The organism is Hydrotalea sp. GW822-HT8A01, from assembly GCF_058798575.1.
Genome location: NZ_CM179506.1, coordinates 1,542,605 through 1,567,143, shown reverse-complemented (window position 1 = coordinate 1,567,143; position 24,539 = coordinate 1,542,605). Strand labels below are relative to the sequence as shown.

17 protein-coding genes are annotated in these 24,539 nt (G+C 36.2%); 8 read left to right on the top strand and 9 right to left on the bottom strand.

The genetic code is table 11. The features are described from left to right. Positions 1 to 175 precede the first annotated feature (175 nt). The 7 genes from AC3QLY_RS06875 to AC3QLY_RS06845 all read left to right on the top strand — a co-directional run bounded on the left by AC3QLY_RS06875 (position 176) and on the right by AC3QLY_RS06845 (position 10,218). Positions 176 to 607 (top strand): hypothetical protein, encoded by a 432-nt coding sequence (locus AC3QLY_RS06875; RefSeq protein ID WP_492991098.1) that lies wholly within the window; start codon positions 176 to 178, stop codon positions 605 to 607. Between the two features lie 130 nt (positions 608 to 737). After that, positions 738 to 1,025: a helix-turn-helix domain-containing protein gene (locus tag AC3QLY_RS06870; protein ID WP_492991096.1), complete on the top strand. Its 288-nt coding sequence runs from the start codon at positions 738 to 740 to the stop codon at positions 1,023 to 1,025. After that, the gene (locus AC3QLY_RS06865; RefSeq protein ID WP_492991094.1) at positions 1,022 to 4,525 is read left to right on the top strand and encodes an SNF2-related protein; all 3,504 of its coding nucleotides are present in this window, start codon (positions 1,022 to 1,024) and stop codon (positions 4,523 to 4,525) included. Before AC3QLY_RS06870 ends, AC3QLY_RS06865 begins: the two co-directional genes overlap by 4 nt. A gap of 4 nt (positions 4,526 to 4,529) precedes the next feature. Continuing rightward, positions 4,530 to 4,991 carry an IS200/IS605 family transposase gene (gene tnpA / locus AC3QLY_RS06860; protein WP_492991092.1) on the top strand — a complete coding sequence of 154 codons (462 nt, stop codon included), beginning with the start codon at positions 4,530 to 4,532 and terminating at the stop codon, positions 4,989 to 4,991. A gap of 131 nt (positions 4,992 to 5,122) precedes the next feature. Next, positions 5,123 to 8,368, top strand: coding sequence for an Eco57I restriction-modification methylase domain-containing protein (locus AC3QLY_RS06855; RefSeq protein WP_492991090.1), 3,246 nt, complete (start codon positions 5,123 to 5,125; stop codon positions 8,366 to 8,368). Beyond that, entirely contained in the window at positions 8,368 to 9,807 is a 1,440-nt protein-coding gene (locus AC3QLY_RS06850; RefSeq protein ID WP_492991088.1) for a hypothetical protein, read from the top strand. The genes AC3QLY_RS06855 and AC3QLY_RS06850 overlap by 1 nt, the downstream gene beginning before the upstream one ends. 195 nt (positions 9,808 to 10,002) lie before the next feature. Beyond that, positions 10,003 to 10,218, top strand: coding sequence for a membrane dipeptidase (locus AC3QLY_RS06845; RefSeq protein WP_492991260.1), 216 nt, complete (start codon positions 10,003 to 10,005; stop codon positions 10,216 to 10,218). 4 nt (positions 10,219 to 10,222) lie between these two features. Here the strand turns inward: AC3QLY_RS06845 and AC3QLY_RS06840 are convergent, their stop codons facing one another. The 9 genes from AC3QLY_RS06840 to AC3QLY_RS06800 form a co-directional block, all read right to left on the bottom strand. Then, the gene (locus AC3QLY_RS06840; RefSeq protein WP_492991086.1) at positions 10,223 to 11,440 is read right to left on the bottom strand and encodes an efflux RND transporter periplasmic adaptor subunit; all 1,218 of its coding nucleotides are present in this window, start codon (positions 11,438 to 11,440) and stop codon (positions 10,223 to 10,225) included. A gap of 2 nt (positions 11,441 to 11,442) precedes the next feature. Then, a complete protein-coding gene (locus AC3QLY_RS06835; protein WP_492991084.1) occupies positions 11,443 to 12,840 on the bottom strand; it encodes a heavy metal-binding domain-containing protein in 1,398 nt (465 codons plus the stop codon). A gap of 10 nt (positions 12,841 to 12,850) precedes the next feature. Continuing rightward, positions 12,851 to 14,101, bottom strand: coding sequence for a TolC family protein (locus AC3QLY_RS06830; RefSeq protein WP_492991082.1), 1,251 nt, complete (start codon positions 14,099 to 14,101; stop codon positions 12,851 to 12,853). An 11-nt stretch (positions 14,102 to 14,112) separates the two neighbouring features. After that, a complete protein-coding gene (locus tag AC3QLY_RS06825) occupies positions 14,113 to 16,050 on the bottom strand; it encodes an efflux RND transporter permease subunit (RefSeq protein ID WP_492991080.1) in 1,938 nt (645 codons plus the stop codon). Positions 16,051 to 16,060: 10 nt separating this feature from the next. Then, complete coding sequence (locus tag AC3QLY_RS06820) at positions 16,061 to 17,332, bottom strand: efflux RND transporter permease subunit (protein ID WP_492991078.1); 1,272 nt, start codon at positions 17,330 to 17,332, stop codon at positions 16,061 to 16,063. 111 nt (positions 17,333 to 17,443) lie between these two features. Next, entirely contained in the window at positions 17,444 to 17,848 is a 405-nt protein-coding gene (locus tag AC3QLY_RS06815; protein ID WP_492991076.1) for an HYC_CC_PP family protein, read from the bottom strand. 209 nt (positions 17,849 to 18,057) lie between these two features. After that, positions 18,058 to 18,270: a heavy-metal-associated domain-containing protein gene (locus AC3QLY_RS06810; RefSeq protein ID WP_074417395.1), complete on the bottom strand. Its 213-nt coding sequence runs from the start codon at positions 18,268 to 18,270 to the stop codon at positions 18,058 to 18,060. Between the two features lie 114 nt (positions 18,271 to 18,384). Next, positions 18,385 to 20,604 (bottom strand): heavy metal translocating P-type ATPase, encoded by a 2,220-nt coding sequence (locus tag AC3QLY_RS06805; protein ID WP_492991074.1) that lies wholly within the window; start codon positions 20,602 to 20,604, stop codon positions 18,385 to 18,387. A gap of 127 nt (positions 20,605 to 20,731) precedes the next feature. Then, positions 20,732 to 21,295 carry a helix-turn-helix domain-containing protein gene (locus tag AC3QLY_RS06800; RefSeq protein ID WP_218331428.1) on the bottom strand — a complete coding sequence of 188 codons (564 nt, stop codon included), beginning with the start codon at positions 21,293 to 21,295 and terminating at the stop codon, positions 20,732 to 20,734. 477 nt (positions 21,296 to 21,772) lie between these two features. Between AC3QLY_RS06800 and mgtA the strand changes: the two genes are divergently transcribed. Then, complete coding sequence (mgtA, locus tag AC3QLY_RS06795; RefSeq protein ID WP_218331427.1) at positions 21,773 to 24,484, top strand: magnesium-translocating P-type ATPase; 2,712 nt, start codon at positions 21,773 to 21,775, stop codon at positions 24,482 to 24,484. The last annotated feature ends 55 nt before the right edge of the window (positions 24,485 to 24,539 follow it).

Here is a 24,539-nt window from a genome sequence, read left to right as displayed (position 1 = left end):
TTACAAAATTCATCTATTTGCTTCAAATATCCATTACAAGTTTATGCAATCATTTATTTATCGTATAAAAATTCAAAACAATTTAAATCATTTCAAATAAACAACTTAGGTATTTTATTGAACTTTGATTATATTTAAAAACAGTACTTGTGTTTTTATCCATAAATTTTAAACAATGAAAATTGTATACGGTATTATTATTCTCATCATACTCATCCTTATAGCATTTTTTGTGTTTACTCCGGGCATTGTAGATCGTTCTATGAATAAAACCATTCACCGGAATAATGTAATACAACCGGTAAGTTGGTACGATTCCATTCCATTTATTGCCGATTTACATTGCGATACTTTATTATGGGATAGGAATTTATTACACCGCAGTAAAGACGGGCATGTTGATATTCCCCGAATGCAACAGGCTAATGCGGCATTTCAGGTTTTTACTATTGTAAGTAAAACACCAAGCGGCATTAATATAGAAAACAATACAGATAAAAGCAGACAATTTCGCTGTAACTCGACACAGACCAGCAAGCTGACTTGGCGACACACTATCCAACGCAAAAGTTTTAAAATTTTTTCCACCCGCATTTTGCACATTTAGTTTTGCCCGAAACAAAAGCCCAACCCTTCACAAAACCAAAAGAGCAAAATATATCCACCGCACGGTAAACGGACAGGAAATAATTGCTACATTTGACAAATTCTGACAAGCCAACAATAATACAAGTAACGTGAAGCACTTGGGACAAAAAATAAGAGAACTTAGAGAGAAGCAAAATCTGCTTTTAAGACAGGTTGCTGCTCATCTTGAAGTGGACACTGCCTTAATAAGTAAAATTGAAACAGGCGAGAGAAACGCTTCAAAACAACAGGTGATTGAAATAGCCAAATTCTTGAAGGCAAACGAAGACGAACTGCTAACACTTTGGCTAGCAGACAAGTTGGAAAATGTTGTAGGTGACGAAAAGGAATTAGCTCCCGATGCTTTGAACATCCTAAAAAAGAAATTGAAGAAATGAAGAAAGGAATTAAACTCATAGACAATTCATCAAACGAGTATCAGCTTGGGAGTGTATTAAAAGAACTAATACAAGACAATTCTTTTTCTCAAATTTCAATTGCAACGGGATATTGGGATTTGCCAGGTATGGTAACAATACTTACAGAACTAAATCAATTTTTAGAACGAGACAATATTAAATTCAGACTGATATTAGGCGAAGAACCATCAGTAAAAGCATATCAGGTAAAGAAACCTGCACAACAAGACCCGGACTTTCCTGAAAAATATTTGAAAAAAGATTTAGAGGACTTACAGCTAAAAGAGGAGTTTCAAAAAGTTGCCGACCTGTTAGGCAAATACATGAATGTAAACAACACAGATAAAATTCAAATCAAAGTTTATCGAAAAAATTTCCTTCATGCAAAGTGCTACATTTTTGGAACTGATGAAGAAAATGCCGTTGGCATTATCGGCAGTTCCAATTTCACCGAGCAGGGAATGTTTGGCAATCTTGAATTGAATCAGTTTGAGGACAACAATGCAACCGTAAATTTTCTTCGCAAGAATTTAACGCAGCATCCATCGCACCGAACATGGTTTGAAGAACTTTGGAACGATAGCGAGGATTGGGCAAAAACTTTCAAAGAAGAAATTCTTGCGTTAAGCAAGCACGGAGACATCTGTTTCAGTGCATATGAAATGTATATACATGCCTTATATCGTATTTACGGACAAGATTTGCAAGACGAGAAAGAAAATAAAGTTGACATTGACGACCCGGCATCAGGTAAACCACAACTGTTGAAATTTCAAATTCAAAATGCAAACAGTTTAATAAAGAAATTGGAACGCCAGGGCGTTGCCATGCTTTCCGATTCTGTTGGTTTGGGAAAAACGTACACTGCCATTAAAGTAATTGAGTATTACAAACAGAACATGAATCAACGAGTGGTTGTGATAGCACCAGCAGGTCTGATACCCCAATGGAGAAAAGCTTTTGATGATTTCAAGGTGATTCACATTCCTGAAATTTACAGTTTGCAGGACACGGAAAAAATAAATAATGTTCGTGAAAACCTGCAATCTATTCCTGTTGGTTTATTTGTATTTGATGAAAGCCACAACCTGAGAGCATCTGGCGGACAACGCTTTGATGTGTTCATCAAATGGCGACAAGAAAATGAAAATGCCAAAACATTGTTGCTTACAGCAACACCAATCAACAACCAGTTAGCCGACCTTACCAATCAAATCATGTTGGGTTCGGGTGGTGATATTTTTAAGTTGGGTAAATTCTACGACCGCAACAGACAAAAGTATTTTACGCTGAAAGAACGCCTTGAACTGTTACAAACCGACATGAGAAGGCAAATCCGGGAAAGCGGATTTATCAATTACCAGCAAATCAAAGAACAGCTTACTCCGTTGCTCAATCGCTTTATTGTAAGACGGACAAGACAAGGAATTGAAAAAGAATATCCCGATGGTTTGGAGATAAACGGGAAACTTCAAAAATTTCCGAAATCAACACCAAACAATCTGGAATACAAAGTTCAGAACCAATTCAAATCGGCATTACAAAAATTGGCTGAGAAAGATGCTCTGCTCACAAAAGCATTCAACTACGAGATAAACAGTTTGGCTGAATTAGAATTTCTTGCTCATCCCCTTGACTTGTTTGACAACTACACGGAACGGACAACACCTATTCATTCATCACTTGAAATCATTTACACCGCATTACTGAGTTTGGGTTTCCCGTGTTACAGGTATAACATATACAGACATGCCTATTATGGAAGGCGCAGAGGCGACTTAGAATTAAATGCAGATGAGAACCGTGAACTCAGCAGACAAATTGGTATCTATGGCATTTTCAGAACCGTTTTTTTAAAGCGGCTTGAATCTTCTTTGTTCAGCATCAGTAAATCAATCGGCAGTTATGAAACCAAATTGAAAGATTTTAAAACCAAACTGGAACAGTTCAATAAAATTATTTCAGTAAAAAATCTTTCAGCATTGAATAAAGCCATTGAAGCTTACAACGAGGAAAATGCGGATGAAGATGAATTGGATTTTGACATTGAAGATTTTGAAAACAGCGAACAGGAATTTGTAACCATTGTTGCAGACGAAGGTGTGTTCAACGTTGCACAACTGAAAGCCGATATTGACAAAGACCTTTCTGTAATCAGCATCCTTAAAGAGCAAATCAAATTGCTTATTGACAAAGATGATAAGATTCAGGAGTTGGCAAAGCATCTCAATCAGAATGAGGATAGAAAAGTTTTGGTGTTCACCTACTTTGCTGATACGTTGAAATACCTTTCTGAAAACCTTCCCGGTTATTTGGTTAAAGGGAAAAACATTGAATTTGCATTGGGTTCAAAAAGTGAAATAGAAGATTTCGCCAAACGCTTTGCACCTGTTTCAAAAAAGTATCAACTCAAAGACGGAGAAAAAGAAATCAATTACCTGATTGCAACCGATAAACTTTCGGAAGGACAAAACCTGCAGGACTGCGGAATGATTGTGAATTACGATTTGCATTGGAATCCTGTTCGCATGATACAACGCAACGGAAGAATAAACCGATTAGGAACAGTTCACGAAGAAATTTTTATCTACAATTTCAGACCTGAGGAACAATTGGAAAGTTATCTGCAATTAGTACGCAAACTACAAGACAAAATCAATCTCATTCGTTACACTATTGGCAGTGACCAAAGTGTGCTGGATGAAGAACCTATTCCGCAGGATTTTACCGAAGACCTTTACAGCCGTGATGAAAAGAAACGGCTGGCTGCTTTTCAGAAAATCTTTGAAACATCGGAACTGTTGGCTGCCGAAGATTTATTCATGGACGACCTGAGAACATTTGACCGAAACGAAGAATATACACTGCAATACAAAGAGCAAATAAAAAATATGCCTAAAGGCAAATGGGGCAAAGTGCAGATGCGAAAAGAGGAAGATGATTTTATTCATTTAGCGCATTTGGCAGCAGGTGAGGAAGAATCTTTTGAAGCTGGGTATTTTGTTGCGTTCAGCAAAGACAAAATTGGTGAATTGATGACCACAACCGAAGGTTTGCTTCACATTAAGGCCACAAGTGAGCAAAATGAACGCTTTGCCGATAAATTTAAACACAAACCAGAAACAGAAGCATATATTTTGGATTTTATACAACGCTATCAGTTTTCGGAAGAAGAACATCAGGTGCGATACAACCAACCGCAACAGGCAGCTATTGCATTTGTGATAAACAAAATGATGGAATACGGTTATGCAGTTTCAGAAATTGACAAGGTGAGCAATTCTGTTTTGCATTCGCAAAACGCATACATCAATAAAGAAAATTTGAAGTTGGTGCGACTGGTAAATCGTTTGAATCGCAGAAACAAACATGTGTCGGATGAAATCATCAAACAATTTATTTCACTTGCAAACCAATACAAGCCCGAAGAAAAAACTGAAAAAGCACCGCTTAGTGAAATCATACAAATTTTCGTGTAAAAATATGGCTGGAACATTTTCACAAATTTACATTCAAATAGTTTTTGCCGTAAAAGGTAGAGATAGTCTGATTAGGCCAGAATGGGAAGAAGAATTGTTTAAATACATATCCGGTATTATAAGAAACAAAGAACAAAAAATGCTAGCTATTAATGGAATGCCTGACCACATTCATTTTTTAATTGGCATGAAGCCATCGTGTTGTTTGTCTGATTTAGTTAGGGAGGTAAAAAAAGCAAGCAATGAGTTCATAAAAGAAAAGAAGTTCACTAAAAATAATTTTCAGTGGCAAGAAGGTTACGGAGCATTCTCTTATTCGCATTCGTCTTTGGATAATGTAATAACATATGTAAAAAATCAGAAAGAACACCACAAAACAAAATCATTCAAGGATGAATATGTAGATTTTTTAAAGAAGTTTGAAGTTGATTTTAAAAACGAATATTTATTTGAATGGATAGAATAATGAATCCGAAGGATTCAAATGTTTATAGACTGAAAAGTGAAAGGTATTCGACCCCGTTGGGGTCGTATCAAAATATGATACGATTTATCTATAAACATTCAATCCCTTCAAGATTATAATAAAAAGTAATAATGACGATTAACGACATCAATAAAAAATTAGCTCAACTGGCTGAAAATCCTTCACGAGATAATGTGTTGGAGTTTGCTTTTACCTTGCTGCAATGGATGAATATTGAACCCAACACAGGAAATAAACCGCAACTGCTTTCACCGCAAACACAAAAGCTGAAAGATTTTTTGGCAACCGCACCGCAAACAGTGCAACCGCAACTTTATAGAATTTCAGCCGATAATCAGAATATCCGTGTACGCTTTGCTGTATTAAAAAAATTGAAGAAAGAGTATATCAGCCAGTTGGTGGACAACGACCCAGGGCTGAGCAGTTACCAGTCATTCATCAAAGGACTGACTTCGCAGAATGGAACAGGTTTCATTCCTACACAACCTTACTTCATTCACTTTGTAACCACACCAGATTACGACAAGTTGGTATTAATTTTCAATCAGGGTGAGCAGAAAAGAATTGTATCGTTTCGTAACCGCTTAACCAATACACAATACAATAAGATTATTCAGTCGTGGCAGGGCATCGGCACAAAATCAAAACCTGAAATTGCCGACCTGCTCTGGAAATCGCTTGACATTAAGGAAGTAAACAAAGAGTTCTACAAACAAATTAAAGAACGCTTTGATGCCTTATTGGGTATTGTAAAAATACAACACAACACGGGAACCGAAAACCAGGTAAAACAATTTACGGTACGTTTAATTGGCAGATATATTTTCTGCTGGTTTCTGAAAGAGAAAGGCATTATTGCCCATTCGCTGATTGGGAAAGCAGTCATTGAAAAAACGGAGAATTATTATCAAACCGTTTTACTCAGGCTCTTCTTTCAAACACTAAACACCAAGGTGCAGGACAGAGATGCGACATTCATTGCCCAACATCCTGCCTTTAAAAACATCCCTTACCTGAACGGCGGTTTGTTTGACGAAAGCGAGGAAGACAAACTTTTTACAAAACTGGATTTGGATAAATGGCTGTTACCCTTTGTAGAAATTTTGGAGAGCTACGATTTTACGGTGGATGAAAGCAGCAGCCAGTATCAGCAGGCGGCAGTTGACCCCGAAATGCTAGGACGGATTTTTGAAAACCTGCTGGCCAGCCAAAACGAAGAAACCGAAAAGCTTGCCAACCAACGCAAGGCATTTGGTGCTTTTTATACCCCACGGGAAATTGTGGACTACATGGTGAACGAAAGCATCAAGGCGTATTTGCAAACCAAATGGGAGCAGCACATCATTGAGGAGAAAAGCAAACACTTGAACAATCCCGAACCGCTTGCTGGCATTTTCGGAAACAAGAAACCCCATCAATTAGCCATTGAAATAAAACGCTATGAGCTGAAAGCAGAGGAAAAAGCCAAAATTGAAAAAGCCATTGAGCCGCTGTTTACGGCCAACACCGATGCAGGGCATCTAAAGAAAGAAGAAAAAACGTTGTTGCTTCAATTTTTGGAGCAGATAAAAATACTAGATCCTGCCTGTGGTTCCGGTGCATTCCCCATGGGCATATTGCACAAGCTGGTAGAGTTGCATGAAGTGTTGGGAACGGTAAAGAGCAGTTACGAACTAAAGAAAGACATCCTAAGCCAGAACATTTACGGAGTGGACATTATGCCGATGGCCATTGAGATTGCACGATTGAGGGCCTGGTTGAGTTTGGTGCTGGAAGAAAACTACAACCCGAAAGACCCCGTGCACAATTTTGGCGTGAAGCCATTGCCCAACCTTGATTTTAAATTTGTATGTGCAAATAGTTTGATTGATTTAGGGTTGGATGCTTTTATACAGGAAAGCAAAGGCACACTGCACGAAGGGTTCACACAAAAACTGGTAAGGCAACTGAAAGACCTTGAAGAGTTGAGGAAACAATTTTTTACACCGGCATTGGCAAGCACCGAAAAAGAAAAACTGAAAAAAGATTACTTTACGGAGAGAGATAAAGTAATTGCAAACATTGAAGCCGACAGCGACCTGTTGCTAAAACAGATTGCTCTAAAGATAAAAGACTGGGACCCGTTTGACGATAGCAAGCCAAGCAGTTTTTTTTCACCCACATGGATGTTTGGTATTGACAAGGGATTTGATGTGGTGATTGGGAATCCGCCTTATGTGCAGATGCAAAAGGGAATTTATAGTCAAAATACTTTCCCTTATTCAGAAGGAAAGGACAAAGGCAAACAAAATCTTTACAAAGTATTTGTTGAAGCTTCTTACAATAACCTCAAAAAAAATGGAACAGCTACTATGATTGTTCAAAGTAGTTTAATGTGCGACTTGTCATCAACATACACAAGAGAACTTCTTCTAACCAAAACAGAAGTTGAAAAGGTTTTGGAATATCCTAAAAGTGCATCTAATTCGGAAGCTCAGGTTTTTGATTCCGTTTTACAAGGAACATGCACCTATATTTTCACTAAACGCATTCCGAATAAAGACCATAAACTATCAATTTCAATTCATAATGATACTTCAACAATAGCAAACCCAAAGTTCGAAAAGGTAAATCAACTTTCCTTATTGCAACTTTATCCTGATACAAATTATATTCCTCTTATTTCGGAAGGAGATTCTAAAGTTCTCAATAGAATATCAAGCAACACAATACCTTTAAGCAAATACATACAATCAATCAGTCAAGGTGACTTAAACTTAACAACCAGTGCAAATGAATTTTCAGAAAACAAAACTGAAGTAAAACTTTATCGTGGAAGAAATATCCATAAATATCAGCTTCTTAATTCGGTTGATGAATATGTAAATAAGAATTTCAGGAAAGAAAAAGTAAAAGAGAATGAAGAACATACTTTTATTGTATTGCAACAAATTACAGGAACAACTGATAAATACCGATTACATGCCTGCTTAACGGATAAGAATGAAAAATTTCTATTCGGAAACACTGCAAATAAGATTCTATTGAATGATGAGTCACTGAATTCATCATGTTTAGCATTACTTAATTCAAAGTTGCTGGATTGGTTCTTTAGAAAAACCTCGACCAATAATCATGTAATGGGATATGAGATAAAGCAGCTTCCTTTTCCAAAGAATTTAAAACAAAAGCAAATAGAAAAATTGGTAGATGAAATTCTGAAAAGGAAAAAATCAAACCAAGACACCACTGCCTTGGAAAAAGAAATAGATGTGCTGGTTTACAAATTGTATGAACTCACTTATGATGAAGTGAAAATAATTGACAGAGATTTTTGGTTGAGTGAGGAGGAGTATGCAAAAATAAAAATTGGATAATGGACATTAATGGCTGGTTAACAGTAATTACAGTATTTACGGCAATATTTGCTTTATTGCCGAAGGATGATTTATTTCTCCGTTTTCTTAGCACCAGCCGGTTTGAAAGATATTTATTTGTTATCATTAACATTGCTATTATTCCCTATTTGCTCTTTTTTGAAAAAATAGTTCAACGATGGAGTTGTTTTGGAAAGTACACCTTTTCATGGGGTTTTGACCCTGAAAACATTGCCTTTGTCTTATTCTACACATCCTTTCTGTGGATGCTTTTTCGCTTGTTTGCTAAGCCTAATAACAACAATTTCAATGATAAAATATTGCGTTACTATAAAGAATTGCTGTACGAAAAACCTTTTGATGATTTTTTTAAACTGTTTACAAAATATACAACAGCCCAACAGATTGCTGATAATTGGGAACATTATAAAACAATTTTTCTTCAACCCGTATTTTTAAAAAATATAATTGAAAGAAAGCCTGCTTATCTTTTGCAATTTTGGGAGAAGTTCAATTCCGAGAATGATTTTCAATCAATCTTTCGCCTGTTCTTAGAAAATCCAAATTCGGCATATTATGCTGAAATTAAAGAACATTGGAACAGTTACAGTTTGCTTAATGATAAGCCATTTTTAAATACGGTAATAAAAGACAACATAAAGCAATCTATTCATAACGGTATCCTGATGGTTTTTACCGACCATGTTTCAAACCATTTGCAGTCGGAATACGGCAAAGAAAGTATTTATAATCAGGAACATTATCATCCTCGAATTAGTGAAGATGAAGGCTTTGATTTACCAGTATACTATCACATTCGTTTCATTGGATTGATGTACTCATCTGCTATTGAAAACAGGATTGACATTTCTAAAGTTTCGAAACGATACAAAAATATGCAAACCATTTATTCCGGTATGGTGTCGCGAATGATTAATAATGCTATTGTAACGGAAGAAAATGCCAGCAAAGAATATCCAACCAACTATCATTGGCTGTTAAGTAAGATTTTTGATTTGCAACGCAATTGGTTGACTTCGTTTGGAGATATACATTATGAGGAAGAAAGAAATTTTGATGAAGACAGCAGTTATGTTACGTTTATTCCTTATTCGATATCGCGTTGTTTGTCAGAATTGTATAAAGGATTAAACACGAATAAAATTACAATGGAATTTTTGAACAAAATCATCTATTACGATATCCTCTCTCATTATTTTGATGCTAAACATGATGAAATAAAATCTTCTATTGAAAATAATGTAATTCAAAAGATACCCAATGAATTGCTTAAAGAAATTCTTGACTTTGCATTGAATGAAAAGTTTGCGATAAACTTTGAAGATTTAATCAAGGAAAATTTCGAATTAAAATATAATGATGAAAGAGAAATACTTCTGAGGTTGCTAAATTTTTTAAGAGTCAACAATAAGATATAATGCTGCCAACAAACACTTGCAAGCACATTTGCAAACCGCAAAAAGCCAACGCTGCAACCAAAGTTTGCAAAAGAGATTGGAACTTTCCACCCAAAAAAGAATTATTTTTTTAAATATCCCCCTTCTAAAATTTTAAAACCTGTCAACACAAATTATCCTAAAATTGTGAAAAAGCCAATTGATTTAAAGTTGTGAATTAGCGCCATACGTTATGTAGCCAACAGAATTGGTGTTGATAAAGTTGCATTAGGCTCTGATTTTGATGGTGCCATTACAGCCAGTTATGATATTACCGGATTCCCTGCAATTGTGCATGCATTAATAGCAGAGGGCTTTAACCGGAATGAGATTGAAAAAATAATGGGTGGTAATATTCGTGATTTTTTATTGAACAATTTACCCAAAGAATAATCAATCACTTTTCGTGTGCATGCATATCCATACCCGGCATATTCGTCTGCATATTATCTCCATGCTTAAATACCGCATCACTATTTAATAAATAAGTGCCATTGGTAACCACCACATCGCCATTTTTTAAACCTTTTGTAATGAGAATAGCAGTGCTGTTTTGCGTGCCTGTTTGCACCATTCGCTGCTGAAAGGTATGATAGGCTGTTTGTACCCACACAATATTCATATTACCATATTGCAGTACCGAATGCAAAGGCAACATAAGTCCATTTTGCTGATGGGCACTTGCAATTACATAAACAGGCATACCGGGCTTTAATTGCCCGTTTACATTTGACAAAGCAATTCTTGCCAATACCACTCGCTCTTCAGCAGTCATTTCAGGATTGATAAAATCGATTTTCCCCTTCAAAATAAGGCCGGGAAAATCAGGAAACTGTACATCAACGGTATGCCCCTGACGAACTGTTGATAAATTAGCTGCATACACTTGTGCTTCTACCCAAATGGTCGACAAATCAGCAACTTTCAAAACAGTGGCACCTTCTGTTACATATTGCCCCTGCACTACAGGCAATTCAGTAATAACCCCGGAAACATTACTGTAAAAAGTAGTGATGGGGGGTATTGTTTTTTCTTTTAACAAGCTACTGATTTGTTGTTCATTCATTCCCCATAACAACAATTTATTTTTTGCACTTTGTAATAATTGAGCCACCTGAACAGCACTATTGTTTAACTGATGCTGTTGTTGATATAGTTGTACATATTCCTGTTTGGCGTTGTTCAATGTTTCACTGTATAGATCAAACAAGGGCTGACCCGGTGAAACACTGGCACCTAACTGTTTAAAATACAAATGATCAATTCTTCCTGTAATTCTGGCACTCACACTATTGATGGCTGACTGGTTGAAAGCAACCGTTCCTGTAAGTATTATCTTATTCTCAATACTACCATTTTGAATGGTATCGGTTTGAATATTAGCCAGTTGCATTTGTTCGTCAGTTAACAGGATTTCATTTGCAGTAGTCTGTTGTTTTTTTACTGCAATCAACTCCATATGGCAAATAGGGCAATTGCCTGGATGATTCTGCATTACCTGAGGATGCATACTACAAGTATAATAAGTATCTGCATCTGTTTTGGTTTGCGCTTTTTCTTTACAGGCATTGATAAAAAACAACAATAAAACTGCTATCCAAACATGCATTTTCATAACTATGATTTTAATTGAATAAAACTTTCACTATCTACCAAATATTGTGCATCGGCAGCTACCGCCTCATTGGCTTTTAGTCCACCCATTATTTGAATTAAATTTTTATATACCAACCCCGTTTGCACTTTTCTGGCAACAAACACCTCACCATTTCTTACAAAAACTACTTTATCCATACCCAGTGAAAGCACTGCTTCTTTGGGCAACCAGTTTGCAGTTTTATTACCGGTAAAAATAGTAGCAGTAACCTGGCTTCCAATAGGAATATTTAGTGTACTGTTATCAAATACCACACGTGCAGTAGTTGTTTTATTGCCGTTTTGATAATAGGGTTCTATGAAATGAATGGCAGCCACTACCTGCTGTTCAGGATTCGTTTCCGAATAAAACAAAACCTTATTGCCCTGCTTTACCAATGGAACATCATTATCAAATAAATTGAGTATAGCCCATGCTTTATTGGGATTAAAAACGTAAAAAAGTATAGTTCCTTTTGCTACATACATCCCTTCTTTTAAAGATAATGGCGGTGTAACAAATAACATTGCTGGGGATGTGCCATTTGCATTTTCACCCATTCCACTGTTTTGAATAGATTCATGAATATGACCCGAATATTGGCTGTAGATGGTAACATGCATGAAAGCTTTCCCTGATTTTTCAACGGCATCTAATTGACGTTGACTCATTCCCAACAATAATAATTTTTGTCGTGCACTATTGATGAGTGAAGCATTAGCCGGATCATTTTTAAGTATCATCAATAAATTTTCCTGAGCAGATAACAAATCCGGACTGTAAATCTCTGCAATTTTATCACCGGCATGTACTTCCTGATATTTATATTGAATGTATAGCTTATCTATTCTTCCACTAACATTGGTCACAATACTATTATTATAGTTAGGATTGTATTGCACAAATCCATAAACCCTCAATTCAATATTTTCCATTCGGGGCATCATGTGTATCATGGGCACATTTGCAATTACCTGATGATTGACCGGTTTTAATAAAGCATTCAACGAAACGGTTCTGGCCAACGAATCGGGTTTTTGAATTTCCAATGCCATCCCACAAATGGGGCATGCACCTGCCCTATCACTAATGATTTGTGGATGCATGGGGCAGGTATATTTTATTGTATGATGCGATTGTATTTTTTGTGTACTATCTGATTTGTTTTTGTTACCTGCTTCGGGATTGGCAATTAATTGCATACCGCACTTAGGGCATTTACCCGGTTTGTCTGAAAAATAATGATCAGATGGCATTGGGCAGGTATATGCTTTGGCATTCACATCATTTGATGGATGATGAGCAGGCCATTGGCATGCTGTTAAAAGCATCAAAGTAATTGAAAATACAACAGTGCTCAATAAGCGATATTGTTTCATTGTAACGTATTTATTGTAGTTCTATAATTTTCAATAGTTCTGTTTGTTTTTGTAAGGCAGTTTGCATTTCATCCAAATAAGCCAATTCTGTTAAATACAAAGTTTGCCATGCATCAAACAACTCAAATAAATCAGCGGTATTTTGAGCAAATCCAATTTGTGCTGTTTGGTAATTTTTTTGAAGGGCAGGAATAATTTTATTTTCATACAACTGCATTTGTTGTTTTTTTAACTGCAGTTCTAACCAAACAGTATTGGCCTTTCCTGATGCTTCATTTACAATCATTTGTTTTTGCTGTTGCAGGGCTTCATTTTGCCAAACCAAACTTTCTGCCTTTGCTTTATTCATTTTAGAAGCCCATTTGGCAAAAGGCAGTTTTACCGTAACCATTGCAGTAAACAACCAGGGTTGTTGTGCCCATCCCATCATCTGATCAAAACGCAGTCCATACTCAGGTTTAAGTTGTGCTAATTCTGCAGTACGCTGCAATTGGTTTACTTCAATAGAACGATTCAATACCTGCACCTCACTTTTTTGTTGCATGAGCGCTGTGGCACTAAACATTTGATCATTGAATGTAATCCAGTGAATGGTTGTATCAATAACGAAAGGAGTATGCACATCCCGATACATGATTGTATTCAGTGCTATACGGCTTTCATCTATTGTATTGTGTAATTGCAATTGTAAATTTTCTACATTTTCAAAAGCGGCCTTTGTTTTATAATAAGCATTTATTTGTCCGGCGCCATTGGTATAACGGGTTTCAGCCTGCTGCATCATCCATTGCAACAAGGATTTGTTTTCGTGAATCACTTTCAATTTTTTTTCAGCTATTATCCATTCCACATATTTTTCTCCGGCCTCAAACATCAAATCATTGAGCACTACTTCTTTTTTTTGTTTTTCAACAGCAGCCTGTGCATCCATATACGCAAACGTGGTTTGCTGTTTTTGTTTGTTTGGAAACATTTGTTGGGCACTCAACATAAAAGCACCCATACCCGGCTGGCCATTCATCACTTTCCATTTTTCAGGATTATAAGGCGTCATATAAAATCCGGCACCTACTTCCGGTGCAGACCAGCTATATGCACCTTTGGCCGCTTGCTGCAATGACACAGCAGAAGCATCTAACATTTTAAATGCAGGATAATGCTGTAACAGGCTATCTTTTATTTGTTGCAAGGATAAAACCTGTTGCGCAGATAATGGAACAAAATACAACCCTGTTATTATTAATATAATTACTTTTTTCATGTATTTATATTTTAATGTTTTGATTCAAATACTTCTATCCGCCCATATTTGCGTAATTCATATTCTTTACTCATTAAAAAAATAAGCGGAGTAACCAATAAAATATGAATAGCAGATGTAAATACACCACCTACCATGGGTAATACAATTGGTTTCATTACATCACTTCCAACACCATGACTCCACAAAATGGGAATCAATGCAAATAAGGATACACTTACCGTCATAATTTTAGGTCGTAATCTTTTGGTAGCACCTTCAATTACATATTCCCTCAGGTCTGTACGTGTAATGGTTGCTGCCGAATTTCCTTTCAATGTTATTAACTGTTGCATGGCATCATTCAAATAAATTACCATAACGATACCCGTTTCAACTGCCAGCCCAAATAAAGCAATAAAGCCCACCGCTACAGCTACAGATAAATTCACATGCCAGAAATAAATCATCAAGGCACCCCCAATTAATGCAAAAGGAATAGAAATCAGACTTAATAAAGCTTCTCGTGCTGAATGAAAAGCAAAATACATCGACAGAAAAATGATAAAAATTACAATAGGTAAAATCCATTTCAAAGTTTGTTCGCTTCTGATTAGATTTTCATATTGTCCGCTCCATTCCATAAAATATCCTTTGGGTAGTTTTTTTATCATCTTATTTAATTGTTCCATAGAAGCGTTAACGGTACTGCCCAAATCTCTGTCACGCACATTAAACAAAACAGTTCCACGTAATAATGCATTTTCCGAATTAATCATCGGCGGACCTTCGGTTATATGAATATCAGCCACTGCCTTTAAGGGAATAGGCCCGTTAGCAGGTGTTTGCACCTGTATATTTTCCAAATCGTACAAACTATTTCTAAAGTCTTGTGCAAAACGAGCGTTCACAGTAAACCGTTGACGACCTTCCACCGTTGTGCTAATTACTTTACCCCCAAGTGCCATTTCAATAACATCGTTCACATCGTCTACACTTAAACCGTAACGGCTAATTTCATCCCGTTTAATATTCATATCAATATAACGGCCACCGGTAATGGGCTCTACATACAAATCTTTTACACCTGCTATACCGGATAATGCCTGTTTTATTTTTTCTGACAAAGTATAAATGGTATCTAAATTTTGTCCATATACTTTAATGCCCACATCCGTTCTGATACCGGTTGAAAGCATATTAATTCTGTTAATAATGGGCTGTGTCCATCCGTTGGTAACACCCGGAATTTGTAACTTGTTATTCAACTCATTGATGATATCGTTTTTGGTAATACCCTTCCTCCATTGATTCTGCGGCTTCAGGAGTATAATGGTTTCAATCATATTAATGGGAGAATTATCCGTTGCAGAATTGACTCTTCCTGCTTTACCCAGTACATTTTTAACTTCAGGTACTGTAGTAATAATCTTGTCCTGAACCTGTAAAATTCTTTTGATTTCACTGTTGGAAACATCCGGTAATGTTACCGGCATAAATAAAATGCTACCCTCATCTAAGGGCGGCATAAACTCCCTTCCCAAACTGCTAACCAATGGAATACTAATGGCTAACGCGATGATATTGACGAAAAGTGTTGTTTTTCTCCATTTTATACACAAACGAATTATAGGTGTATAAATTTTTTCAAGCAATCGATTTACAGGATTTTTAGATTCCGGCTTAAACCTTCCTTTCATAAAAAAAGAAATAAGCACAGGAGCCAGTGTTATTACCAATATGGCATCTACAATTAAAATGAATGTTTTGGTGTATGCTAAGGGATGAAACAATTTGCCTTCCTGCCCCGTTAATAAAAATACTGGAAGAAATGATGTGATAATAATAACTGTTGAAAAGAATACGCCACGTGATACCTGGATGCTCGATTTTTCAATTATCGCTATCCTTTCTGTTTCAGGAATAGGCTTGTAATTTTTTTGTTTCATTTTTTGAAATATGTTCTGCATAAAATGAATGTTAGTGGTAATTGTTTTGTCTTTCTGATAAATGGCGATAAGCATTTTCGCTCATAATGATTCCGTTATCTACTATCACCCCAATGGCTAATGCAATACCTGTTAATGACATGATGTTGGAAGAAATACCCAATAAATTCAGCAGAATAAAACTAATGGCAATAGTTATCGGAATTTGAATAATGATGCTGAGTGCACTGCGCCAGTGAAACAGAAATACAATTACAATCAGTGCAACGATGATCATTTCTTCCACCAGCTTCGATTTAATATTTTGTATAGCTGCTTCAATTAAAGTACTTCTGTCATAGGCTACATGAAATGTAACCCCATCAGGAAGCCCCTTTTGTATGTCGTTCATTTTATTTTTTACCGCTTTAATTACCTTGTCGGCGTTTTCGCCATAACGCATTACTACAATACCTCCTACCACTTCACCGGTTCCGTTTTCATCGAAAATACCAAGTCGCAAATCGCCGCCCATTTGTACTGTACCAATATCTTTTATTCTAACGGGGATTCCATTGTAGTTACCTACAGCGATAGATTCAATATCACCTATATTTTTTATATAACCCAGCCCACGAATGATATAACCCATATCGCTCATTTCAAATTTCCGGCCGCCTACATCGTTATTATTGGCTTTCACTTTTTGAAGTACTTGTGGCAGACTTATTTGATAATACTGTAGTTTTATGGGATTAATGACAATTTGATACTGCTTTTCAAAACCACCAAATGATGCTACTTCGGCAACACCCGGCACAGTTTGAAGCGCCAGTTTAACATACCAGTCTTGTAATGCCCTTTGCTCACCAAGATTCATGTTTTTTGCATGCAGTGTGTACCAGAATACATGCCCTACGCCGGTTCCATCAGGCCCCAATGTTGGGGTAATACCTGTAGGCAGCAAACGTTGCGCATAATTCAATCGTTCCAAAACACGGGAACGAGCCCAATAAATATCGGTATTATCTTCAAACACCAAGTAAATAAAACTCATTCCAAACATAGAAGTGGCTCGTATGTTTTTAACTTTTGGAATACCCTGCAGGTTACTTACTAATGGATAAGTAATCTGGTCTTCCATAATTTGTGGCCCACGCCCCGACCATTCCGTAAAAACAATTACCTGGTTTTCACTTAAATCAGGAATAGCATCCACAGGATTTTTTTGAACGTTGAGAATACCCAAAATGAGTAAGCCAATGGCAATCAATAATACCACAAACCGATTTCGCAGCGACCAACCGATGATCTTTGCAATCATGCTACAATATTTTTAAATATAAAAATGAGTGGAAAATACAATGCACTATACACAAAGGCATACAAAATAGCCCTAAGGCAAGGAGCCCGGACTACAAGTAAAGAAATAATACTATATCAGAAAAATACGATTCCGAATAAAAAGCTGAACACTGCATAAATCAGGTGGTACATGTGTTGCAGGAAACTGAATGAATAGTGACGGAAAGTAAAGCGCTAAGTTTTCCATTGCCGGTTTTGCTGGCAATACAAATACGGGTTGTGCAGCTTGAAAAACAAATGAATGGGCAGTAGACTGGTCTTGACTAACTTGTATTTTTTGTTGCACATCTTTACAGCAATTACCTTTTCTGCTCTTTTTGAGCAGCATGCCACAATTACTGCAGTTGGTATTATCGGAAGTTTTCACCAGCTCAATTCCTGCCCATTTACCCATGCAATAATGTACATGAATGGTAGCACCCTGAACACTCAGGCCATACAGTAACAATAGTAATATGGTGAAAAGCTTTTTCAAATCAATGTTTATGTGTAACAAAAAATTTTTACAATCTTAAAAAACAAAAATAACACAATTTTAAATATACTATTACTTACAACAATCCTTCTTATGAACAAAAAGAGTAGTGACAATTTTTATAAAAAAACGACCGATTTTATTTAAGAAGGTTTGATTCACGTTGAATGTCATAAGTAAAGATACCATAGAATTATAATTTGCCAAAGTTAAGATAGTGGCTCAGCTGTATATCCGGCATTCTTAACCAATTGAACAATCTCCTTTTCTTCCATAGAACCGGTTTGTACCGTAAGAACTTTATTTTTGTTCGTTGTATCTACTTCCCAATGTTCAATACTTTTTTCGTTATTCAGCACAGGAGATACTTTGGCAACACAACTGCTGCACTGGATATTTGTTTTAAACTTTAATGATTTCATAAAATTATTTATATTTTTTAACAAAATTAGAGAACATAAATGTTCTAACTATTACAAAATTTTTAAACGACTTTACAATATTTTTAGAAGCAACAGCAATGTGAATGGGGTACATTACAAGCGAATTGTTTTTAAACGTAAACTATTCAACACTACTGAAACAGAACTAAATGCCATAGCTGCACCGGCTATCATAGGATTTAACAAAAAACCATTAACCGGATATAAAATACCGGCAGCAATAGGAATGCCTATTATGTTGTAAATGAATGCCCAAAAAAGATTTTCACGGATTATACGTACCGTTTTTGCTGATAGTACTAAAGCTTTTGGCAACGCAGTTAGATCTTTCGTGATAAGGGTAATTTTGGCTACATCCATTGCAATATCGGTTCCGCTACCCATGGCTATACTAACATTGGCCAATGCTAAGGCCTGACTATCATTTATCCCATCACCTACCATTGCTACTATCTTCCCCTGTTGCTGAAGATCCTGAATGAATTTTGCTTTTTGTGCAGGCAATGCATCACTTGTATAATGTGTTATACCAACCGATTTTGCTACTGCTGCGGCAGTGGATTGATTATCGCCAGTAAGCATATACACTGCAATACCCATTTCATGAAGCGTATGTATAGCTGCTAATGCAGTTGGCTTAATTTCATCCGTTATTCCAATAATAGCCAGCACCTGTAAATCGTTGGCAAAATAAACCACAGTTTTAGCAGATTGTTGCCAGGAATCAGCCAATGAAAGCAGTTCATTATTGAGTGAAAGCTTATGTTCCTCTATCATTCGTTTGTTTCCAACCAGCCACAATTTATTTGCAAAAAGTGCTCTGATACCCCTGCCTGTAATGCTTTGAAAATCGGTTAAATGAATATCATTATCAGTTTGTTCTTTTTTTATATAATTAAGCACAGCCTCTGCCAGCGGATGCTCGGATTTAGCTTCAAGTGCATATAAAATGTTAGCAGACAAATGACGATCAGCAATGGTTTTATTCCAAACAATTTCTGTTACAGTTGGCTTTCCTTCTGTGAGTGTGCCTGTTTTATCTAAAACAACGGCATTTACTTTGTAGCCTGCTTCAAGGCTTTCAGCATCTTTAATCAGGATATTATTTTCAGCTCCTTTACCTATACCTGCCATCATTGCGGTTGGTGTTGCTAAACCCAATGCACATGGACAGGCAATAATTAATACCGTAACAAAAGCAAGTAAAGCATGTGAAAAGGCATCATTTCCGCCTAACAGCAACCAAACAGCAAAAGCAAGCAAAGCAATACCCATTACAACCGGAACGAAAATACCGGCTACTTTATCTGCCAATCGTTGCACAGGTGCTTTGCTGCCCTGTGCCTCCTGCACCAATTGTATAATATGCCCCAATACTGTGTCACCACCCACTTTTTCGGCCCTAAATATAAAATGGCCTTTTTGATTGATTGTTCCGGCATACACACTGCTACCTTCATATTTTTCAATCGGTGTATACTCTCCGCTAATCATACTCTCATCAACAAAAGAAGTTCCCTTTGTAACAATGCCATCTACAGGCACTTTTTCACCTGGTTTCATAACAACCATATTACCTATTGCAACTTCAGCTGTCAGTATTTGCTTTTCAGCACCATTTTCAAAAATAGTTACTGTATCAGGTTGCAATTGCATTAATTTTTTCAGTGCGGAAGAAGTATTTGACTTTGCTTTTTCTTCCAACAACTTCCCTAATAAAATAAACGTAATAATTACAACAGATGCCTCAAAATAAACATGTGCTGGTAATCCGCGGCTAATCCAAAAAGACGGAAAAACTGTTGTAAAAGTGCTAAATAAAAAAGCAGTGAAAGTACTAAGTGCAACTAACGTATCCATATTTGCTTTTCCATGCCTGGCCTGCTTCAATGCATTGATAAAAAACTGACGTCCAAAATAAAAAACAACAGGAATGGATAAAAACATCATCATCCAATTGCCATAAGGTACATGCATAAAAACCATACTGATTAATACCACAGGGATGGAAAAGAGAAAAGCAAAAAAGGTTTTTTGTTGTAGCATACGAAACTGTAAATCCTCGCGCTGTTTACTTTTATGTATATCCCCTTTCTCATCAATCATTAAATCATATCCAATTGATTGAACAACAGACTTTAATTTTTGTGGTGTTACAACCGATTCATCATACTCAACCATTACCTGTTGTGCTGCATAATTCACATTGGCATGTACCACACCATTAACAGGCTGCAACATTGATTCTACGCTAATTGCGCAAGATGCGCAACTCATACCAATTACCGGAAATATTTTCTTAACTGTTTGCATACATAAATGTTTGATACCACAAAGCTCCTTACAAAGCAAAGCCTGAGTATTACAACATTTATAGTTTAGTTTACAAAATAATTACATTAAGAAAGTATTGATTATTATGGTTGATGATAATTCCGAATCAAATAATATTATCGAGCGGCTTTCTTTGTCCTCCAATTTTTTTAAATTCAGTAGGCGTAAATCCGGTCATTTTTTTAAATTGAGCAGATAAATGTGCAACACTGCTATACCCCATTGCAAAAGCAATATCGCTTAAATTCATTTCATCATAGGTTAATAGCTCTTTCACTTTTTCTATTCGCTGTAAAATGGTATATCTTTCAATGGTTACGCCTTCTACAGAAGAAAATAATGTACTTAAAAAATGATAGTCATATCCTGTGGCATCTTCTAATATTGATGATAGTTTATGGGTAAAGAACTCTTCACTATTCTTCTGAATGAGTTGAATAATGATGTTTTTAAGAGATTCAACCAGTGCAGAGCGCTTGTCATCCAATATTTCAAAACCATTTTCGGAAAGTAATTTTTTAAAGGCTGACAATTGTGTTTCAGATGGTACATACATAGTTTCTACTTCACCCAACTTTATATTTTTATAGGAAATATCGGTATCATCCAATAATTGTCCTACAACTTTAATACATCTGTCGCAAACCATATTTTTGATCAATAATTTCATTTTACAATTTTTAAGATTCAACCAAGTTTACAAAATTTATTAAAAAGTACTGCATTCAAGTACTGTACTTAAATATTTATTACCACAAGCAATATAAAGCCTGTTTAAAGTAACTACTTTTTAATATTTATTTAATAAAATAAAAACAGCTTGAATTGACTTTTGAAATAAGATATACCCTTACTTTTGCACGCAATTTAATTATGAAGCAAATGGAAACCGGTTCGGACCATAGTAATTTAAGATTCTCTTCCTAAGCTGCACAAACGTTTTTAACTGTGGCTATGGAAGCAAATAGTCGTTAACAGTTAAAAACAATACTCATGCATATTGTATTTTCACTTTTTTGTCATACGCTACTTTTTAGCCGAAGTTGTGGTGCATTGCTATAACCTATTGTAAAGCTTTGCTATTACAGTGGGTTGTTTACTACCGGCATGAAACACAATTAATTTTAACGGGAAAAATCCGGGCGTTATGTTAAAAACAACAGCAGCTAAATTAGTGAAGCATATTTCCTTTTCAGGAGAAAATACAGCTCAGGCCGTTCAATCTGCCTCTGTAACCAAATTAAAACAGGTAGCTACTGCTTCAAAACCCGAAGTAATTACTTTATTAAAAACAAAAGAAACCGGCCTTTCAACAGAAGAGAAAGAAGAAAGAGAACAGGAATTTGGGCTCAATGAGGTTTCACACGAAAAAGCACCATCCTGGTACCTTCAACTACTCGAGGCATTTCTGAATCCATTTATTGGAGTATTAATTATAATAGCTGCCATCTCTATTATAACAGATATTATTACTGCTGCACCCGGTGAAAGAGATTATAAAACAGTAACTGTTGTGGGCGTAATGGTATTACTCAGCTCTTTTTTAAGATTTTGGCAGGAATTTAGAAGCAATAAAGCTGCAGAGCAGCTGAAAAGCATGGTTAAAACAACGGCAACGGTTTTGCGTAATGGTGAAGGAAAAAAAGAAGTGGATATTAAGGATTTAACTGTTGGAGATGTGGTATTACTTTCTGCAGGAGATATGATTCCTGCCGATTGCCGTGTTTGGGCATCTAAAGACTTATTTGTAAGTCAGGCTATGTTAACCGGCGAATCGCTACCTGTTGAAAAAAGAGACATCAGCATTACAGATGCCGAACAAAAATCGCCTTTGGAATTAGAGAACATTTGTTTTATGGGCACCAATGTGGTAAGTGGTGCTGCAACTGTTATTGTAGTGAACATAGGCAACCAAACTTATTTTGGCTCTATCAGTAAATCGCTAACCGGCAAAAGGGCAGAAACCAGTTTCGATAAAGGTGTAAACAGTGTAAGCTGGCTATTAATTCGGTTTATGCTGTTTATGGTTCCGCTCATTTTTATTTTAAATGGTGTAGTAAAGCATAACTGGCTCGAAGCCTTACTGTTTGCCATTGCTGTAGCGGTAGGTTTAACCCCCGAAATGCTACCCATGATTGTTACCGCCAATTTAGCAAAAGGTGCGTTAAACATGAGTAAGAGGAAAGTAATTGTAAAACGCCTGAATGCCATTCAAAACATTGGCGCCATGGATATTTTATGCACCGATAAAACGGGCACATTAACCATGGACAAAATTGTGTTGGAACGCCACTTGAACGTATTTGGAGATGATGATGATGAGGTATTAAAATGGGCCTACCTGAACAGCTTCCACCAAACCGGATTAAAAAACCTGTTAGATGTTGCTGTACTGGAACATGCCGAATTACATGATTATCTGAAAGCTGAAGAACAATATACAAAAGTGGATGAAATTCCATTTGATTTTCAACGCAGAAGAATGTCTGTTATTCTAAAACAGAAAAACGGCAAACACCTGCTCATCTGCAAAGGTGCAGTGGAAGAAATTTTAGACCTTTGCACACATGCTTTTGATCCCGGAGAAGACAAAGAATTACATATTGAAAACGATAAAGTAATTCCGATTGATGAAGTTATGCGTAAAACCATTTTAAACACTTCAAAAAAATTAAACAAAGAAGGGTTAAGGGTTTTATTGGTAGCCATCAAGGAATTTGATAACAGAGCACTTACCTATTCTGTTGCTGATGAAAAAGACATGACCATTACGGGTTTTATTGGTTTTCTGGATCCGGCAAAACCCTCTGCACAACCTTCCATTGAGGCATTACAGAAATTAGGTATTACTTTAAAAGTATTAACCGGCGACAACGAAACTGTTACTAAGAAAATTTGTAAAGATGTAGGCATTACTGTACAACATATTTTACTGGGTAATGAGTTAGAGAAAATTTCTGACGATGAACTGATGGCAAGAATTGACGACATTAACATTTTTGCCAAATTAAGTCCACTACAAAAAAGCAGGGTAGTAAAAGTATTGCAAGCCAAAGGGCATACCGTTGGCTTCATGGGCGATGGCATTAATGATGCCGGTGCACTTCGTGATGCCGATGTGGGTATTTCTGTTGATACGGCTACGGATATTGCCAAAGAAAGTGCAGATATTATTCTGTTGGAAAAAGATTTGATGGTACTTAGAAAAGGGGTGATTTATGGAAGAAGAACATTTGGCAATATCATTAAATACATTAAAATGACTGCCAGCAGCAATTTTGGTAATATGTTCAGTATGCTGGGCGCCAGTGCATTTCTGCCTTTTCTACCCATGTTACCCATTCAGTTATTGGTGCAAAATTTATTGTATGATATTTCGCAAATATCCATTCCATGGGATAAAATGGATGCTGAATATTTGGAAAAACCCAAAAAATGGGATGCAAGTGGAATAGCCAGGTTTATGTTCTTTATTGGACCTATCAGTTCAATTTTTGATTATGCAACATTTGCTTTATTGTTCTTTTTCTTTAAAGCAAATAGTCCAGCACATCAATCATTTTTCCAAAGTGGCTGGTTTATAGAAGGTTTATTATCACAAACATTGATTGTTCATATGATTAGAACAACCAAAATACCATTTATACAAAGTTGGGCAACGGTACCGGTTATTACATTAACATTGGCCATTATGATACTTGGAATTTATATTCCCTTCTCGCCATTGGCAGATGCACTAAAAATGCAACCCCTGCCCTGGATATATTTCCCATTTCTTATTGTAATATTAATCGCTTACTGTATATTAACCCAATTAATCAAGGTCTGGTTTATCAGGAAATTTGGCCAATGGCTTTAAATCAATTATTGTAGTTTAAAAAATATTTTTCCTATTAGTTTATGAATGGATTATT

Excerpts from the sequence above, each read along its gene's own strand:
- tnpA (WP_492991092.1), top strand. The coding sequence starts at position 4,530 with ATGGCTGGAACATTTTCACAAATTTACATTCAAATAGTTTTTGCCGTA.
- AC3QLY_RS06835 (WP_492991084.1), bottom strand. The coding sequence starts at position 12,840 with ATGAAACAATATCGCTTATTGAGCACTGTTGTATTTTCAATTACTTTG.
- AC3QLY_RS06875 (WP_492991098.1), top strand. The coding sequence starts at position 176 with ATGAAAATTGTATACGGTATTATTATTCTCATCATACTCATCCTTATA.
- AC3QLY_RS06855 (WP_492991090.1), top strand. The coding sequence starts at position 5,123 with ATGACGATTAACGACATCAATAAAAAATTAGCTCAACTGGCTGAAAAT.
- AC3QLY_RS06850 (WP_492991088.1), top strand. The coding sequence starts at position 8,368 with ATGGACATTAATGGCTGGTTAACAGTAATTACAGTATTTACGGCAATA.
- mgtA (WP_218331427.1), top strand. The coding sequence starts at position 21,773 with ATGTTAAAAACAACAGCAGCTAAATTAGTGAAGCATATTTCCTTTTCA.
- AC3QLY_RS06800 (WP_218331428.1), bottom strand. The coding sequence starts at position 21,295 with ATGAAATTATTGATCAAAAATATGGTTTGCGACAGATGTATTAAAGTT.
- AC3QLY_RS06820 (WP_492991078.1), bottom strand. The coding sequence starts at position 17,332 with ATGATTGCAAAGATCATCGGTTGGTCGCTGCGAAATCGGTTTGTGGTA.
- AC3QLY_RS06830 (WP_492991082.1), bottom strand. The coding sequence starts at position 14,101 with ATGAAAAAAGTAATTATATTAATAATAACAGGGTTGTATTTTGTTCCA.
- AC3QLY_RS06825 (WP_492991080.1), bottom strand. The coding sequence starts at position 16,050 with ATGCAGAACATATTTCAAAAAATGAAACAAAAAAATTACAAGCCTATT.
- AC3QLY_RS06805 (WP_492991074.1), bottom strand. The coding sequence starts at position 20,604 with ATGCAAACAGTTAAGAAAATATTTCCGGTAATTGGTATGAGTTGCGCA.
- AC3QLY_RS06810 (WP_074417395.1), bottom strand. The coding sequence starts at position 18,270 with ATGAAATCATTAAAGTTTAAAACAAATATCCAGTGCAGCAGTTGTGTT.
- AC3QLY_RS06840 (WP_492991086.1), bottom strand. The coding sequence starts at position 11,440 with ATGAAAATGCATGTTTGGATAGCAGTTTTATTGTTGTTTTTTATCAAT.
- AC3QLY_RS06865 (WP_492991094.1), top strand. The coding sequence starts at position 1,022 with ATGAAGAAAGGAATTAAACTCATAGACAATTCATCAAACGAGTATCAG.